This is a genomic window from Enterobacter sp. WI-ESBL-E8 (genome assembly GCF_053364895.1).
Window position 1 is genome coordinate 73,269 of sequence record NZ_JBRWXJ010000002.1, and the last position, 14,133, is coordinate 87,401.

General features: G+C 50.6%; 16 protein-coding genes and 1 riboswitch. Of the genes, 5 read left to right on the forward strand and 11 right to left on the reverse strand.

All coding sequences use genetic code 11. The annotated features are described in order from the left end of the window. Positions 1-20: 20 nt before the first annotated feature. From arsA to ACWHWP_RS24155, 4 genes are read right to left on the reverse strand one after another with little or no spacing between them, the layout of a single operon-like run. The gene (arsA, locus tag ACWHWP_RS24140; RefSeq protein ID WP_447727700.1) at positions 21-1,787 is read right to left on the reverse strand and encodes an arsenical pump-driving ATPase; all 1,767 of its coding nucleotides are present in this window, start codon (positions 1,785-1,787) and stop codon (positions 21-23) included. Between the two features lie 23 nt (positions 1,788-1,810). Further along, positions 1,811-2,176, reverse strand: coding sequence for an arsenite efflux transporter metallochaperone ArsD (gene arsD / locus ACWHWP_RS24145; protein WP_025714555.1), 366 nt, complete (start codon positions 2,174-2,176; stop codon positions 1,811-1,813). Positions 2,177-2,200: 24 nt separating this feature from the next. After that, the gene (locus ACWHWP_RS24150) at positions 2,201-2,680 is read right to left on the reverse strand and encodes an arsenate reductase ArsC (protein WP_025714554.1); all 480 of its coding nucleotides are present in this window, start codon (positions 2,678-2,680) and stop codon (positions 2,201-2,203) included. 56 nt (positions 2,681-2,736) lie between these two features. Further along, positions 2,737-3,090, reverse strand: coding sequence for a metalloregulator ArsR/SmtB family transcription factor (locus ACWHWP_RS24155; protein ID WP_025714553.1), 354 nt, complete (start codon positions 3,088-3,090; stop codon positions 2,737-2,739). Between the two features lie 118 nt (positions 3,091-3,208). Between ACWHWP_RS24155 and ACWHWP_RS24160 the strand changes: the two genes are divergently transcribed. The 4 genes from ACWHWP_RS24160 to ACWHWP_RS24175 all read left to right on the forward strand — a co-directional run bounded on the left by ACWHWP_RS24160 (position 3,209) and on the right by ACWHWP_RS24175 (position 5,453). Beyond that, a complete protein-coding gene (locus ACWHWP_RS24160) occupies positions 3,209-3,391 on the forward strand; it encodes a hypothetical protein (RefSeq protein ID WP_025714552.1) in 183 nt (60 codons plus the stop codon). Between the two features lie 117 nt (positions 3,392-3,508). After that, complete coding sequence (locus ACWHWP_RS24165) at positions 3,509-4,051, forward strand: sigma-70 family RNA polymerase sigma factor (protein ID WP_022652305.1); 543 nt, start codon at positions 3,509-3,511, stop codon at positions 4,049-4,051. A gap of 156 nt (positions 4,052-4,207) precedes the next feature. Beyond that, the gene (locus tag ACWHWP_RS24170; RefSeq protein ID WP_447727703.1) at positions 4,208-5,209 is read left to right on the forward strand and encodes a permease; all 1,002 of its coding nucleotides are present in this window, start codon (positions 4,208-4,210) and stop codon (positions 5,207-5,209) included. Positions 5,210-5,222: 13 nt separating this feature from the next. Further along, positions 5,223-5,453, forward strand: a complete 231-nt coding sequence (locus ACWHWP_RS24175; RefSeq protein ID WP_021314637.1) for a thioredoxin family protein — start codon at positions 5,223-5,225, stop codon at positions 5,451-5,453. Positions 5,454-5,730: 277 nt separating this feature from the next. On the opposite strand, the gene ACWHWP_RS24180 is transcribed toward ACWHWP_RS24175, so the two are convergent. The 7 genes from ACWHWP_RS24180 to ACWHWP_RS24210 all read right to left on the reverse strand — a co-directional run bounded on the left by ACWHWP_RS24180 (position 5,731) and on the right by ACWHWP_RS24210 (position 12,112). Further along, positions 5,731-5,934 carry a hypothetical protein gene (locus tag ACWHWP_RS24180; RefSeq protein ID WP_021314636.1) on the reverse strand — a complete coding sequence of 68 codons (204 nt, stop codon included), beginning with the start codon at positions 5,932-5,934 and terminating at the stop codon, positions 5,731-5,733. A gap of 81 nt (positions 5,935-6,015) precedes the next feature. Then, the gene (locus tag ACWHWP_RS24185; RefSeq protein ID WP_021314635.1) at positions 6,016-6,843 is read right to left on the reverse strand and encodes a universal stress protein; all 828 of its coding nucleotides are present in this window, start codon (positions 6,841-6,843) and stop codon (positions 6,016-6,018) included. A gap of 17 nt (positions 6,844-6,860) precedes the next feature. Beyond that, positions 6,861-8,339 carry a SulP family inorganic anion transporter gene (locus ACWHWP_RS24190; RefSeq protein WP_046499366.1) on the reverse strand — a complete coding sequence of 493 codons (1,479 nt, stop codon included), beginning with the start codon at positions 8,337-8,339 and terminating at the stop codon, positions 6,861-6,863. A gap of 678 nt (positions 8,340-9,017) precedes the next feature. Then, entirely contained in the window at positions 9,018-9,392 is a 375-nt protein-coding gene (gene crcB, locus ACWHWP_RS24195; protein WP_086533296.1) for a fluoride efflux transporter CrcB, read from the reverse strand. An 83-nt stretch (positions 9,393-9,475) separates the two neighbouring features. Beyond that, positions 9,476-10,765 (reverse strand): phosphopyruvate hydratase, encoded by a 1,290-nt coding sequence (gene eno, locus ACWHWP_RS24200; protein ID WP_086533297.1) that lies wholly within the window; start codon positions 10,763-10,765, stop codon positions 9,476-9,478. 16 nt (positions 10,766-10,781) lie between these two features. After that, on the reverse strand, positions 10,782-11,207 hold the full coding sequence (locus tag ACWHWP_RS24205) for a universal stress protein (protein WP_086533298.1): 426 nt from the start codon (positions 11,205-11,207) through the stop codon (positions 10,782-10,784). Continuing rightward, entirely contained in the window at positions 11,204-12,112 is a 909-nt protein-coding gene (locus ACWHWP_RS24210) for a DHHA2 domain-containing protein (RefSeq protein WP_086533299.1), read from the reverse strand. Before ACWHWP_RS24210 ends, ACWHWP_RS24205 begins: the two co-directional genes overlap by 4 nt. Before the next feature lie 77 nt (positions 12,113-12,189). Further along, positions 12,190-12,258: riboswitch (Fluoride riboswitch) on the reverse strand. Between the two features lie 1,558 nt (positions 12,259-13,816). Here ACWHWP_RS24210 and ACWHWP_RS24215 point away from each other — a divergent pair. After that, complete coding sequence (locus ACWHWP_RS24215) at positions 13,817-14,038, forward strand: flagellar transcriptional regulator FlhD (protein WP_072049942.1); 222 nt, start codon at positions 13,817-13,819, stop codon at positions 14,036-14,038. The last annotated feature ends 95 nt before the right edge of the window (positions 14,039-14,133 follow it).

Here is a 14,133-nt window from a genome sequence, read left to right on the forward strand (position 1 = left end):
ACGATACCCGCCCTTCTTTATTATTTTTCCGCCTGACGGATCAGACGTTGCAGTTGCTCAACACCCGTCGGCGCTTCCTGTTGCAGAGGGATCAGCGCCATACGAGAGGCCAGCTCGGTCCTGACCTTATTGATTTGAGTAGCTTCGTGTGCGGCCCTCGTCAATAACAGCGGTGAAGTTGTCTCTGTTGCGACCAGACTGTTATTGATGAGCCATGCCCAGGGTTCAATCCCGGCCCGGCGCAAATCCTCCTGTAAACCGGCGGCTTCCAGAACTGGGGTAGTTTCAGGCAGGGTAACGAGCATAATTTTGGTCCGCTCAGGATCCTGCAACTGCATCATTGGTGTCAGATAATGTCCCTTATCTCCCATCCGTTTGGCCACTTCACGATGGTAGGCACCCGTCGCATCAAGCAGCAACAGGGTATGGCCCGTCGGGGCTGTATCCATGACAACAAAACGCTTCCCGGCTTCCCTGATCACACGGGAAAACGCCTGGAACACGGCAATTTCTTCCGTACAGGGAGAGCGTAAATCTTCTTCCAGTAACGCGCGTCCCTGTGTGTCCAGAGCATTTCCTTTCGTGGCAAGAACATGTTCCCGGTAGCGCTCTGTCTCCGTATGCGGATCGATACGACTGACCTGGAGATTATGGCATTGTCCGTTCAGGGTGTTTTCAAGGTGAGCTGCGGGATCGGAGGTGGTCAGGTGAACATCAAACCCTTTGTCTGCAAGCGCCACGGCGACAGCAGCGGCCAGAGTGGTCTTTCCCACACCCCCTTTGCCCATCAACATCACCAGACCATGTCCGTCCCTGGCAATATCATCAACCAGCATTTCAAGGGACGGTGCAGAGATGACCTCAGAGCGTGATATCGCATCAGCTGATACACATGGGATGTTATCTTTGTCCAGCAGACGCCGAAGCGCCTTCACTCCAACCAGATTTTCCTGCTGCAGGCTTAACTTGTCAGTCGGTAGTGCGGTAAGTACCGGCGGCATTCCGGAAAGAATACGTTGTTCTCGCTGGTACAACGCACTGGCAAGATTGTCCTGTGAGGCTTCTCCGGCCGGCATCATCCCGTTTATCACCAAGTACTGGTGCTTCAGACCGACATGCAGCAGTTCATCATGCGTGCGGGCGACTTCAGCCAGCGTTGACTGCTGAGCGCGGGCGACCAGAATTACCCGTGTCTTTTCCCCGTCTGCCAGTACCGATAAGGCGTGCGAGTAGCGTTCCCGTTGTTTTTCCAGTCCGGCCAGCGGACCAAGGCAGGACGCACCGTCAGGATTTGTCTCGATAAAACTGCTCCAGGCTCCCGGCAGCTGGAGCAGGCGAATGGTGTGTCCTGTAGGGGCGGTATCAAAAATCACATGGTCAAAATCATTCAGTAACGCGTCATCGGTTAGCAGGCCGGTGAACTCATCAAAGGCAGCAATTTCTGTTGTGCAGGCACCGGATAACTGTTCTTCAATGCTGCGCACCACCTCTTCGGGAAGAACGCCTCTAACCGGATCAACGATGCGGGCACGATATTGTTGTGCAGCCGCCTGCGGATCGATCTCAAGCGCTGTGAGTCCAGGGACGGCAGAGATGACCGTCAGGGTATTACCGATCTGCTGCCCGAAAACCTGCCCCACATTTGACGCCGGATCGGTACTGACCAGCAGGATACGTTTTCCCTCATCAGCAAGACGAATAGCCGTTGCGCAGGAAAGCGAGGTTTTTCCGACCCCGCCTTTCCCGGTAAAAAAGAGAAACTTCGGAATACTGTTCAGATAGTTCACGATGGGCTCCTGTCCGGCTGAGTTCAGCAACATGAAGTGTTGCCGCCGCCACAGCTTTTTACCAGAGCTCTACCAGCTTTCTCCTCAACAATCCCAAACCAGCGAACCAGATCCTGGCGCGTCGGATAGCGCCCGGACAGGACGAACTCGCCATCCAGCAGAATCAATGGCAGGCTTTCAGCGCCGGAGCGTTCAAGAAAGGCTTTAACTGTCGGGTTCTCAGCAAACGCCATCGGTTGCTGTGACAGATTAAAGCGTTCCACCGATACACCCTGCTGTTTCAGCCATGTCACGTCTGCGGAAAATGACACTAAAGTCTGATCAACTTCCGTACCGCACACACCAGAACTGCAGCAAAGTGCCGGGTCATATACTGACAGTGTTTTCATTATCTCTATTCCTTCAGGTTTAAGTTAAAAAATGGTCTCACCGATCCGGTTCAGTTCAGCCTGAAGACGCTCTTCAGGGCCGGAAATGACTGATGACGGAAGCGACAGAAAAGCTTCAATCCGGTGATGAAGAATTTGCCAGGCCTTTTCGAAAGCAGCGTCGATTTCCTGTTCACTCCCGGTAGCCTTATCAGGATCCTCCACTCCCCAGTGTGCCCTGACTGCCGGAGCAAGATACGCAGGACAGGTTTCACCAGCCGCATTACCGCACACCGTGATCACCACATCAGGTGTCACCGGGAGGTTGTCCCACGATTTACTGTAGTACCCATCCGTGGGTATCTCTTTGATTCTGAGAAGAGCCAGGGAACGGGGATGGACTTCACCTTTTGGCTGGCTGCCGGCGCTGAATGCATGATGCTCTTTCGGTGAAAGCGCATTAAATGTTGCTTCGGCCAGGATGGAGCGGCAGGAATTACCGGTACACAAAAATAGTATATTCATAATGCCACCATATAAATTCGTTAAATCATATATGTTTAAATAAATTTTTATATCTGTTAAAGACATACCGCTCTGCCACCGGTTGTGGAACTGTTACGGGCAACCCGTCTGACCAGAAGCGCAATTTCCTCTTCCTGGCTCAAATAAGCCTGCTCAATGACTGCCGCCGCCCAGGCGGGCATGTGCGCTGAAAGCCGATAGTGGATCCATTTACCCTCACGGCGGTCAATAAGCAGCCCACTTTCCCGTAGCATGGAAAGGTGGCGGGATATCTTGGGCTGGGATTCCTCCAGCGTTCCGCAAAGCTCGCAAACACAGAGTTCTCCTGACGCTCTCAGCAACAGCACGATTTTCAGGCGAGTTTCATCCGAGAGATTTTTGAAAAGCTGAAGCGCGGTGATTGGGGACATAAATACTCCATGGTTTCGTTCGGCTTCATCTTAGTCCTCTCTGAATTCATGTCAACAACACATTCGAAAAATCGAATATTACAATCTATAATTATGATGCTGAGTAAAGGGGGTTAACATGCGTATCGAAAAAGTCATTAGCTGGCTTATCAGGCAGATTCCGGACCGCTTTTTTGACGTTTTATCCGGAACCGAATGCGCGGAAATTGATGGTATTGCGCATGACGGTTTACTGCATGATACTGAACACAAGACAGCATACCCTGTTGCAGGAAGAGGTTTCCGAAAGGTGGATAACTGATCGGATGCTATCAGTCCATCACATCATCATGGCACCGACAGTTCCCGGACCCCATCCCCGACAGCATCAGAACCAATATCCTCCCGCTATGCGGTGTATTTAACGAGAGAGTCATAAATGGAGCAACTGAACGGCACGCCGCCTTGCCTTATGAAGGCGTGGAAGAAGCATGAACACGAACTTCTTTGCTGGTTACTCAGACAAGTGGGTAATGAGGCTGATGCTGATGATCTGATACAGGAAACCTTTCTCCGGGCAATACGACAACATGGGAAATTCTGTGCCATCGTGAATGCCAGAGCCTGGCTGTTTGAGGTTGCCCGGCATCTGCTTATTGATAAAAGCCGCCAGCAGCGTCCATTTATGCCTCTCCACGATGATTTATCATTGCCGGATAATACGCCTGAAACTGTCGACTCACTGGCTGGTTGTCTGCCCCGCATCCTGGATAAAATGGCAGAGTCTGATCGGATTATCCTTACGCTCTGTGATCTTGAGGGGATGAAACAGGCTGATTTTGCAGACCGAAATGGTCTGACACTTGCGGCAACCAAATCGCGTTTATCCCGGGCGAGGGATAGGCTGCATAGGAAACTTTCCAGCAATTGCCAGATCAGACTGGATGAGTATGGTCGGGTATGTTGTTTCACTCCCAAGTGAAGAATCTGTTTCCCCTTCTGGGGTTACCGATAAGCTATTGCAGTGAAATCCTGTTCAATAACATTTCTCAGCAAATGAAATAAATCGAAAAAAACTGCATCCTTTTCTGTCAAACAGCGTCTTCCCGAAAAACAACCGTCGTGAGGCCTGTCCGTTATGTTCCAGATTTTCACTGATTTTGCCACCTGGCTGGTCTATGAATGCCTTAGTCTGAGTCCTGCAACCAAACTCGGGGAGGCGATCCACTTTTTTGTCGAAGACGTGAGCAAAATTTTCGTTCTCTTGCTGGTCATGATCTACTTTGTGGCCATACTACGGGCCTCGCTGGATATTGAGAGGGTAAGAAACTATCTTGCAGGTAAGCACCGTGGAATGGGGTATTTACTGGGCTCCTGCTTTGGCGCCGTTACTCCGTTCTGTTCCTGCTCAAGTATCCCGGTATTTCTGGGGTTTACTTCGGCTGGTATCCCCTTCGGGATTACCATGGCCTTTCTCATCACATCCCCCCTTATCAATGAAGTCGCCGTCCTGCTTCTGGTCAGCCTGCTCGGATGGAAGTTCACGCTCATTTATATTGCTGTCGGAATGGCTGTTGGTATGGCTGGCGGTGCTTTTCTTGATCGGATTAAGGCCGAACGCTGGTTAGCCGATTTTGCCGCCGATGCCCTCAGAGACGGGCAGCAACATCAAACTGATGAGATCCGACAATCTACCATGGCACCGCATATGCCTCTCTCAAAGCGACATGCCTTTGCTAAAGAGGAAACTCTCACCATTTTTAAGCGTGTCTGGCTCTGGGTCATTCTCGGAGTAGGACTTGGTGCGGCATTGCATGGATTTGTGCCCGACGGATGGATCGCGTCGCATCTCGGTGCCGATCAGTGGTGGACTGTCCCTGTAGCTGTGCTGGTTGGCATACCTCTCTATTCCAATGCTACCGGTGTGATCCCTGTGATGGAGAGTCTGATCACGAACGGCCTGCCAGTGGGGACAACTCTGGCTTTTTGCATGAGCACTGTGGCTGCCAGCTTTCCTGAGTTCATTCTGCTCAAACAGGTGATGAAGTGGCAATTACTGTGCACCCTGCTGTTGCTGTTGTTGACCTCTTTCACACTGGTTGGCTGGATTTTTAACGTTGTATTCCCGTTAATTCCCTGAAGAGGATTATAAAATGAAGCATGTAAAAGTACTGGGTACAGGCTGTTCCGGTTGTAAAACAACCATCCGCCTTATCCAGCAGGTGGCTGATGAGAGAGGCGTCGCTATTCAGCTTGAAAAAGTGGAGTCACTGTCTGAAATAATGAAACACAAAGTGATGGCGACCCCGGCGGTTGTCGTTGATAACATCGTTGTACATACCGGAGGAATACCATCAAGAGACATTATCGAAAGCTGGCTCTGACCTGCAGGCAGGGAAATAATTCCTGTTCGTTCATTGCCTGAAATATCAAGCTCTGATCTCTGTAGAGGACTCCCGGCAGCCCCTTTTTTAATGAAAAGTTCAGACCCAGAGATGAAGGTATACCTTCATCTCTGTCGCGGAGCTCCGCCACAGCAGGTAAAGTTTACACTCTGATATCTCACTTATCACAGTCAGTTCAGGTCCGTTTTTTGCTCTCTGACCGCTGGCCGTCTTACTGCAGTCCCTGTTCAGCCTTTAGTTATCATATTCCTGACGCTTATTCGTTTAAAGTCTGAAACTTCGCTTCAAGCTCAAGTATTCTGAGACACATCTGCTCAATAAGTTCTGGTGTGATGGTTTTTTTAAAACGAGCGATGAGTTCAGCATCCGTGTCATCCATATATTTTATGGGTTTATCAAATGCAACCTGGCTAAGCCGGGCAAGCGCAAGAACTTCATCAATCATAAGGATTTTCTTCATAATGTCGCCTTTTCTTCCCGACTCAGGGTTTTAATGCCAGTCTGGAATTAAGTTTTCCCGGAGTTTCCTCCGGGTTCCGACTTATCTGAGCATTAACAGCGGGACTCTGGTCTGTTCGAGCATCGCAGTTGTGTTACTGCCGATGAAAAAACGTCGCAGGGAAGAGTGCCCATATGCCCCCATGACAATCAAATCCACGCCGTTGTCTGCGGCGTAACGACAAAGCGCCTCCGTTACCGAGCGTCCTTCAGCTAACCGGGATATCGCACTGATGCCAGCGCACTGCAGACTACGCTTTGCCTCTTCGAGGGTATGAGCATCGCCGTTAACCATTACGATATGACATTCCAGGCTCTGCAGCAGAGGGCTGAGCGTCAGTCGACGCAGGTTTCTCCGGCTTTCCTCACTGCCATCAAACGCAAACATGACTCTTGAAGGTACAGAAAAAGTTTCAGGTACAATCATTACCGGCTTTTTCTGCAGGCGGATAATGCTCTCCAGATTGCTGCCAACCGGGTTCTGTGCTCCCCGGCGACCGAGCACCATCATACGAATACCCTTCAGGTCAGCCAGGATGATATCCAGTGCGCCATGTTTCTGAAGTTGCTGAACATCCGGGATACCGATCTGGCTGAGCAGTTCCGCGCATCCGGCAAGAATGGCGCGTCCCTGAGTCATCAGCAGGCGGTTACGCTCCCCTTCTATTCGGACAAGGTCCTGCGTCAGTTGCTCCCGGCTGTCAATACCGATAGCCCCCGTAAGGTCAGAAACTGCCGGTTGTTCATTTTTTTCAAGCACATGCAGCAGGGCAAGAGGAACGTCAAGCTTCCCGGCAATCCAGGCTGCATACTCACACACGGCGCGTGTTGATGACGATCCATCCACGCAGGCAATAACGGTGTTGTCCATAGCATTAATTCCTGACATTAATGACCTCCCATCAGTTTTTCGATTTCTTCGGGTTTATCGTGAACACCAAAGCGATCAACGATAGTACGGGTTGCTTCGTTCATCCCGCGGATCTCAACGTCTGTTCCTTCTCTGCGGAATTTAATAACCACCTTATCCAGTGCGCTGACCGACGTGATATCCCAGAAATGGGCATGCGTAACATCAATGACAACTTTCTCTGCAGCTTCGCGAAAATCAAAATACGCCATAAAGCGGTCGGCGGAGGCAAAGAACACCTGCCCGGTGACCTTATAGAGCCGGGACTCTTCCCTGAGTTCTGAAGAGACAGCCAGAAAACGCGCCACTTTAGTGGCAAAATTCAGGGAAGCGATAAGCACACCGGTCAGTACCCCGAATGCCAGATTATGAGTGGCCACCACCACCACCACTGTTGCCAGCATCACCACGCTGGTAGAAATGGGATGGCTTTTAAGGTCGGTAACTGAACGCCATGAAAAGGTACCAATCGAAACCATGATCATTACGGCGACAAGCGCGGCCATAGGGATTTGCGAGACCAGGTCCCTGAGAAAGACTACCATACACAGCAGGACCACACCGGCAGTGAGGGTGGACAGACGGCCCCGACCGCCGGATTTCACGTTGATAACAGACTGACCAATCATTGCACAGCCCGCCATTCCCCCGACAAATGAGGTGCAGATATTAGCGATGCCCTGAGCCTTGCATTCCCTGTTTTTATCACTGGGGGTATCCGTCATATCGTCCACAATCGTGGCTGTCATCATTGATTCCAGTAACCCTACAATGGCGAGGCCTGCGGAGTAAGGGAGAATAATCAGGAGCGTATCAAGATTCAGCGGGATATCCGGCACCAGGAAGACCGGCAGACTGTCAGGCAGTTTGCCCATATCCCCGACCGTACGCACGTCCAGATGCAGCCATATGGCAATCGCCGTAAGCACCACGATACAGACAAGGGGTGAGGGGATTGTTTTATTCAGATACGGGAAGAGGTAGATAATGGCGAGCCCTACTGCCGTCATAGCATAAACATGCCAGGTCACATTGGTGAGCTCAGGTAACTGCGCCATGAAAATCAGGATCGCGAGTGCATTAACGAATCCGGTCACCACGGAGCGTGAGACGTAGCGCATGAGCCCGCCGAGTTTAAGATAACCGGCTATCAGCTGGAATACGCCGGTCAGTACGGAGGCAGCCAGTAAGTACTGTAGTCCATGATCCTTCACCAGGGTCACCATCAGGAGCGCCATTGCCCCCGTTGATGAAGATATCATCGCCGGGCGACCACCAAAGAAGGCCATAATCAGCGGGATACAGAAAGCGGAGTAAAGCCCCACCTGAGGGTCAACACCGGCAATAATGGAAAAGGCGATCGCTTCTGGAATGAGTGCGAGCGCGACAACAATACCAGCCAGCACGTCACCACGGACGTTACCCAGCCAGTCCTTACGCGTCGAGGACAGCAACATAGTAATTTCTCAGTTTTTAGATGTAGTTAGCCCCGGAGGACATAAGTTTCAAATACGATAAAACACATCCGCAGACGGGATGTTATTACGTGCGTTCTGAGGCTCGCTCAGTACGGCGGAGGAAGGGAAAACTCAGGGTGGCGTAATGCGCATGATCAGCAGATAAATCCTTGAAAGCAGGTACTCAGCCCTCAGTGAACAGAATAAGTCAGCGTAATGTACTTTAGTGCTGACCACGTGCTCTGTATGATACAGAATCTATCTACTATAAACGAAAATACAGCACGATCAATGCTCACACTCTATATGGGACGTTCGTACCTGGACATGATTATCTGTGTTCAATGTCCCCGCATGACCGTCTTAACATCCAGAATATTACGTTTCCAAAAAAAACAGAAATAATTAAAAAATGAGCTTAACGTACAATAATTTTCGATATCCAAACTGCCCCCAGTAAGGCTGCTTACGCTGGGCCACAGAGGAGGGTTTCCGTAAACCCACCTCTGTCTGAGTAGCTGAATGTCTGCCCAGGTAAATGTCGCGGACTGTGATTGTCTTTAGCCGGATTACCGGCATTGCCTCCAAAGCCCTTCACCGGCAAAGCTGTTCTCAGGGTACACCATTAATTATGTGCTTGATTATGCCTGGAGGTTAGTTTTGCCTGGTACCTGAGAATCATATAAGACACGTTATCAGATAAAAACCCGCCGCGGTCATCAGCAGCGATCCCATCACGTGCACCAGTACGGAGGTGAAAGCCCACGTGTAATTTCCTGCCTGCAATAAGGTGAAAACCTCGACAGAAAATGTTGAAAAGGTAGTCAGCCCCCCACACAGACCGGTGACGATCAGCAGTTTCCAGGCCGGATCCACGTGAGGATGACGAATGAAATATGCCATTGCGCCACCAATGATAAATGCTCCCAGCAAATTCACTACAAGGGTTCCGGGTGGAAGAGACGGGAAAAAACTGTTGAGTTTCATCCCAAAAAACCAGCGGATAATACATCCCGCGGCCCCACCAATCATAATTGCTGCCAGCTGACTCAATGCTGCGTTCCCCACCTAAGGAAAATTAAGGCGTATACCGGGTTCATCCGGTATACGCGGCTCTGATGCCCGTGATATGCCCGTCAGAGATGACGAACAAAGGCGCTTATACCTGCATACCGGGCTTCGTTGCCCAGCTCCTGCTCGATGCGCATAAGCTGATTGTATTTTTCAATTCGTTCTCCGCGGCAGGGTGCGCCGGTTTTAAGGTGTCCCGCACGCAGCGCCACAGTCATATCGGCGATAAACGTGTCCATGGTTTCACCGCTGCGGTGCGAAATAAAAGCCCCCCACCCGTTTTCATGACACAGTGAAACTGCGTCAAATGTCTCGCTGAGCGTGCCTATCTGATTCAGTTTTATGAGGGCTGCGCTGGCAAGGTTTTCCTCAATGCCACGGCGGATATACTTCACATTGGTCACGAACAGGTCGTCGCCGACCAGTTCAGCACGCCCGCCCAGTTTGTCGTGCAGATATTTCCAGCCAGTCCAGTCATCCTCTGCGAGTCCGTCTTCAAGCAGAATTACGGGGAACTGGTTCATCAGTTCCCCGTAATAATCCGTCATCTCTTCAGCACTCAGGGCGCTGTTTTCGGTGCGAAGATGATATTTCCCGTCACGATAAAATTCGCTGGAAGCCGGGTCCATACAGATACTGATGTCTTCCCCCGGACGGTAACCGGCTTTTTCAATGGCCTGAACGATGAATTCCAGAGGCTCCCTGTTTGAAGAGACGACCGGGGCAAATCCGCCTTCATCACCCACCGCAGCGGAGAGATCCCTCGACACAAGGATCTGACGCAGGGCCTGATAGACTTCACTGCCCTGACGAACAGCATCAGTGAGCGTTGAGGCACCGTGCGGTGCTATCATGAACTCCTGAAAGTCAGCGCCCTGACCCCGGGCATGAACGCCACCGTTAATAATATTCATGCACGGAACGGGCAGAAGACCGGCATTAAGCCCCCCAAGATAGCGGTACAGTGGCTGACGGGTGAACTGTGCAGCCAGTCTGGCTACTGCCAGCGATACACCCAGAATGGCATTGGCGCCGAGCCGGCTTTTGTTCTCCGTGCCGTCAAGCTCCCGCATAATATTATCCAGCCGCCGCTGCTCACGCACATCGGTTCCCCTGATGGCATCACAGATTTCTGTATTGACGGCCTTAACAGCATCAAGCACCCCTTTGCCACCAAAACGCTCCGGGTCACCATCGCGGCGCTCAGTTGCCTCCCGCGAACCGGTACTGGCCCCGGAGGGCACTGATGCACGAGCCATCAGCCCGTCAGAAGCCCAGGCGTCCACCTCTACAGTGGGGTTACCGCGGGAATCAAGTATTTCGCGAGCGGTGACTTTTTCCAGTATAAAATTCATGGCAATCTCCTGTAACTCAGTCGTAGATGTGTTTAATCAGAACATCCACGTTCAGGTGGTTAACGTATTCAGCTGAACGTGAGGTCAGCGTGCCCATAAACCGGTTACGGTGACCTGCAATCACAAGATCGACACCGGTGTCGGTGATGCATTTCTGTATATCCTCGAAACGCCGCATGGTGACCAGCTCACGGGCGTCAACGTGCTCATCCACCGAGGATGTCAGCTCACTGAGCAGCGCCTTCGCCAGGACAACATCCCTGGAGACGGTATCGTCCATCAGGCTGTCCGAGACATAGTTCATCTCCCGGTAGTCGTTACAGATATGGGCAAGCGTGATTTTCATCTCAAGCAGACGGGACAGCGTCGCCGCCAGTGCGAGAAGGGGAACGCCATCCTCTTTCCCCTGAACCAGAACAAGTGCGTGAGTATAGATTTTCATGGCTGTCTCCGGCGTTGCCTCAGGAAATGTTCGAGCCAGGGCAGAAGCTGTTTCTTGCGGCTGACCATGCCCGGTAAGGAGCATGATGTGGCATTACCGCTCTCCGGTCCGGCGAAATACAGTGTTGAAAAACATTTATTGATATCGGTTACCATCAGCACGATCAGCCCGGCTCCTGTATTTACCACCATCTGCGCCATCGTATTCCGCAGTTCCTCCAGTAAAGGAGCGACCTGATCAGGTGAACTCACCTCCAGTTGGGCAATACGCACATCTGTGCCTGCGAGCGAAAAAGTCTTAAGATCTTTATTCAGAATCTGACCGGCCGTCTGTCCGGTGATATCGGTTTTAGCGGCCAGAAGGCCGTGAACAAAAGCTTTGTGTTTTATTCCCGACAGCACGAAGAGTTCAGTGGCTGTCCGGATATCGTCTTCCGTCGTGGTGGGTGAGCGCAGGTTTACAGTGTCGCTGAACAGCGCACCAAGAAGCAGGATGCCATGAGTCGGGTGCATGGTGTTGCGCATTTCTGCATCCATCAGCGACCAGAGTACCGTCGCACTGCTGCCTGCCGGTTTTATCCAGACCTCCGGCGGTAGTAACGTGACCAGTCCTCCCAGCCGGTGATGGTCGATAATCCCGATGATATTACTCTCAGGAAGGTCAGCAGGCCCCTGCGCCGGTTCGGTAAAATCGACCAGCCATACTCGTTCCCCTTTCAGGGGGAAATCGAGGAGAGGTGGCAGGGTGAGACCGGCTGTTTCAAAAATATAGCGGGTTTCTGGGTTCGCTTCACCGGTCCTCCACGCACGGGAAGGGCGGCCCTGTCGGGAAAGCCAGTCAGCGGTGACAGCGGCGGTACAGATGGCATCACTGTCCGGATTGAGATGACCAAAAACATTAATCAAAGATGTATCCCCGTTAAGGGAAGTATACAGGCCAGAAGGTTTTACGGACGGCCTGACATACCTCCTGAAATTCAAGAGTTATATCAGGCGTCATCAGCCCCGGGCGGGGCGGTTGGGAAAGGTGGAACGCCATCACCTTTACACTAGTATAAGTCAGAAAAAAGAACCTGTCAGTCAGCATTTTTCCTTTTACAGGGCACCGCAGGCGGAACGTAAATACCTCCCAATGTCGATCCGATTGACGCGGCCGCAACGCAGAACGGATATATCACTCTTATCTGCGTGAGCCTCCTGAGGAACGCTGCTGGCGTTATGACAGCAAATAATGACCTTCGCCACAGTAGATCCTTGATGGGGTGGTGCACGAATCTCCCGTGAGAGCGTTCAGGAACCAGAGCGATGAAACCGTCGCGCAGGCGCCAGGAACTGAGGTGCCTGACTTCCTGCACCGGCGGTTCAGCAACCTCGATGATGAAAGCGATGGGTGATCGGCACACATGTAATTCGCCGGCAGATATGCGGCTTTCCTGTGCCATCGTGGTGACACTGTCCACGGTTTCACTTGATCACCATGAGCCTGCCTCAGGCTACAGTATCAGTGCGCGACCTGATGCCCTGTATAATAAAAATGTCCGGGTGACAGGTAAACCCCATAGATATCTCCCCCGGAGAGAAAGGTAGTATAAGAGCTGGCCTTTCAGCTACTTAAAAGGGCAACACTAATTCTGCGATCAGTGGTGGAACTTTATCAAGGCTTGTGTCAGAAAAGTCGACGGTACTAAGGGGTGACTGTCATCCCGAACAGGTGCCAGCCGTTCTTCTGTACATCTTTGGAAGGGCTTCATATAGTCTGGCTGGTGCACCACTGAAGTGGTGATGGTAGATTCATTTGTAATGACGTCTGGTCTGATACAGTCCTGAATGATATTTTCAGGAAATGAGTTGCAGCAGATATATCCTGCCGGCTTCGTTAAGAACAAGCAAATTCAAGCAAATTATCGTCAACAACAGCCAGCTGAGACCATTCTTTCAGAATGGCATAGGTCTTTGTCTGTTCAAGCCCCCCACCAGAGAATCAGCCCTGCCAGGGTGGGTTCGGATCACGTCTTCGCATACCCTTGTCAGGGGCTCATAACTGAGCGGAAAATAAATATCAGATATATCTTACTGTTCTACCGATTACTGGAATGGTACCCACTACTGGTTAGCTTATTAAGCTCGCAATTATTATTTATAAATGCCTTCTATATATTTGATATTTATTCATTAGCACTCTACACTTATAATGCGAGGGTCAAATTAAATTGAGGGGGGCAAATGCAAGTGATAGTCGTTTGCAATAATGAAAGTCCTTTTATTTTTACGATGCCGAAGTATGAAAGTGTGTTTCTGTATCAGGATGGTAAGGGAAATGTACAGGTGTTGGACGTGAACATGCATTTCCTTGAAAAGGAAGATAAAAATGTTTCCACAATCATCACTGCTTCAGAAAGGATGATTACTGATACGGAGTTGAAGAAGCTCGTCAGACAATTACACTACCCGACTTAGTGTAAAGTTTTGTGCAAATATGTAATTTATCAGGTGGCCGGTATATTATTCATGAAATTTTTATTATGATAAAGCATTCAGTGTTTTCACCATGTATCATAGTCTGCGTTGCATATGGAAGGAACCATGCAGCCATTTTTAAAGGTTGTATGAATGTATTCAGTTTCTGCCTGCCTTACAGATATTCATTATCTTAATCTGTCATATCTTCTTCTCCTTCAGCGTATTTCCTGCACTCAGGAGGCTTCAGTGCTTGCCGGAGTTAACTGTGAACTGCTGGCGACCATAAGAGATCTGCCGTTGCCAAAACTGGCGTCACTGGCTGAAACTAACCAACTGATTATAACAATCAGGCAGGATATATTGCTGCCCTGAAAATCAGTCTCTCACGGTACACGACGAGAATGCAGGCTGTGTTATCCAGTCTGCATTCTTTTTTATTTAATATGATGAGCATAATAACTTTATCC

Bases quoted from the DNA above. Each gene is read 5' to 3' on its own strand.
- ACWHWP_RS24190 (WP_046499366.1), bottom strand. From the start codon at position 8,339: ATGTTGCTGTCCTCGACGCGTAAGGACTGGCTGGGTAACGTCCGTGGT.
- ACWHWP_RS24215 (WP_072049942.1), top strand. From the start codon at position 13,817: ATGTATTCAGTTTCTGCCTGCCTTACAGATATTCATTATCTTAATCTG.
- ACWHWP_RS24150 (WP_025714554.1), bottom strand. From the start codon at position 2,680: ATGAATATACTATTTTTGTGTACCGGTAATTCCTGCCGCTCCATCCTG.
- ACWHWP_RS24185 (WP_021314635.1), bottom strand. From the start codon at position 6,843: ATGGACAACACCGTTATTGCCTGCGTGGATGGATCGTCATCAACACGC.
- eno (WP_086533297.1), bottom strand. From the start codon at position 10,765: ATGAATTTTATACTGGAAAAAGTCACCGCTCGCGAAATACTTGATTCC.
- ACWHWP_RS24155 (WP_025714553.1), bottom strand. From the start codon at position 3,090: ATGTCCCCAATCACCGCGCTTCAGCTTTTCAAAAATCTCTCGGATGAA.
- arsD (WP_025714555.1), bottom strand. From the start codon at position 2,176: ATGAAAACACTGTCAGTATATGACCCGGCACTTTGCTGCAGTTCTGGT.
- ACWHWP_RS24180 (WP_021314636.1), bottom strand. From the start codon at position 5,934: ATGAAGAAAATCCTTATGATTGATGAAGTTCTTGCGCTTGCCCGGCTT.
- ACWHWP_RS24165 (WP_022652305.1), top strand. From the start codon at position 3,509: ATGGAGCAACTGAACGGCACGCCGCCTTGCCTTATGAAGGCGTGGAAG.
- ACWHWP_RS24205 (WP_086533298.1), bottom strand. From the start codon at position 11,207: ATGAAAATCTATACTCACGCACTTGTTCTGGTTCAGGGGAAAGAGGAT.
- ACWHWP_RS24175 (WP_021314637.1), top strand. From the start codon at position 5,223: ATGAAGCATGTAAAAGTACTGGGTACAGGCTGTTCCGGTTGTAAAACA.
- ACWHWP_RS24170 (WP_447727703.1), top strand. From the start codon at position 4,208: ATGTTCCAGATTTTCACTGATTTTGCCACCTGGCTGGTCTATGAATGC.
- ACWHWP_RS24160 (WP_025714552.1), top strand. From the start codon at position 3,209: ATGCGTATCGAAAAAGTCATTAGCTGGCTTATCAGGCAGATTCCGGAC.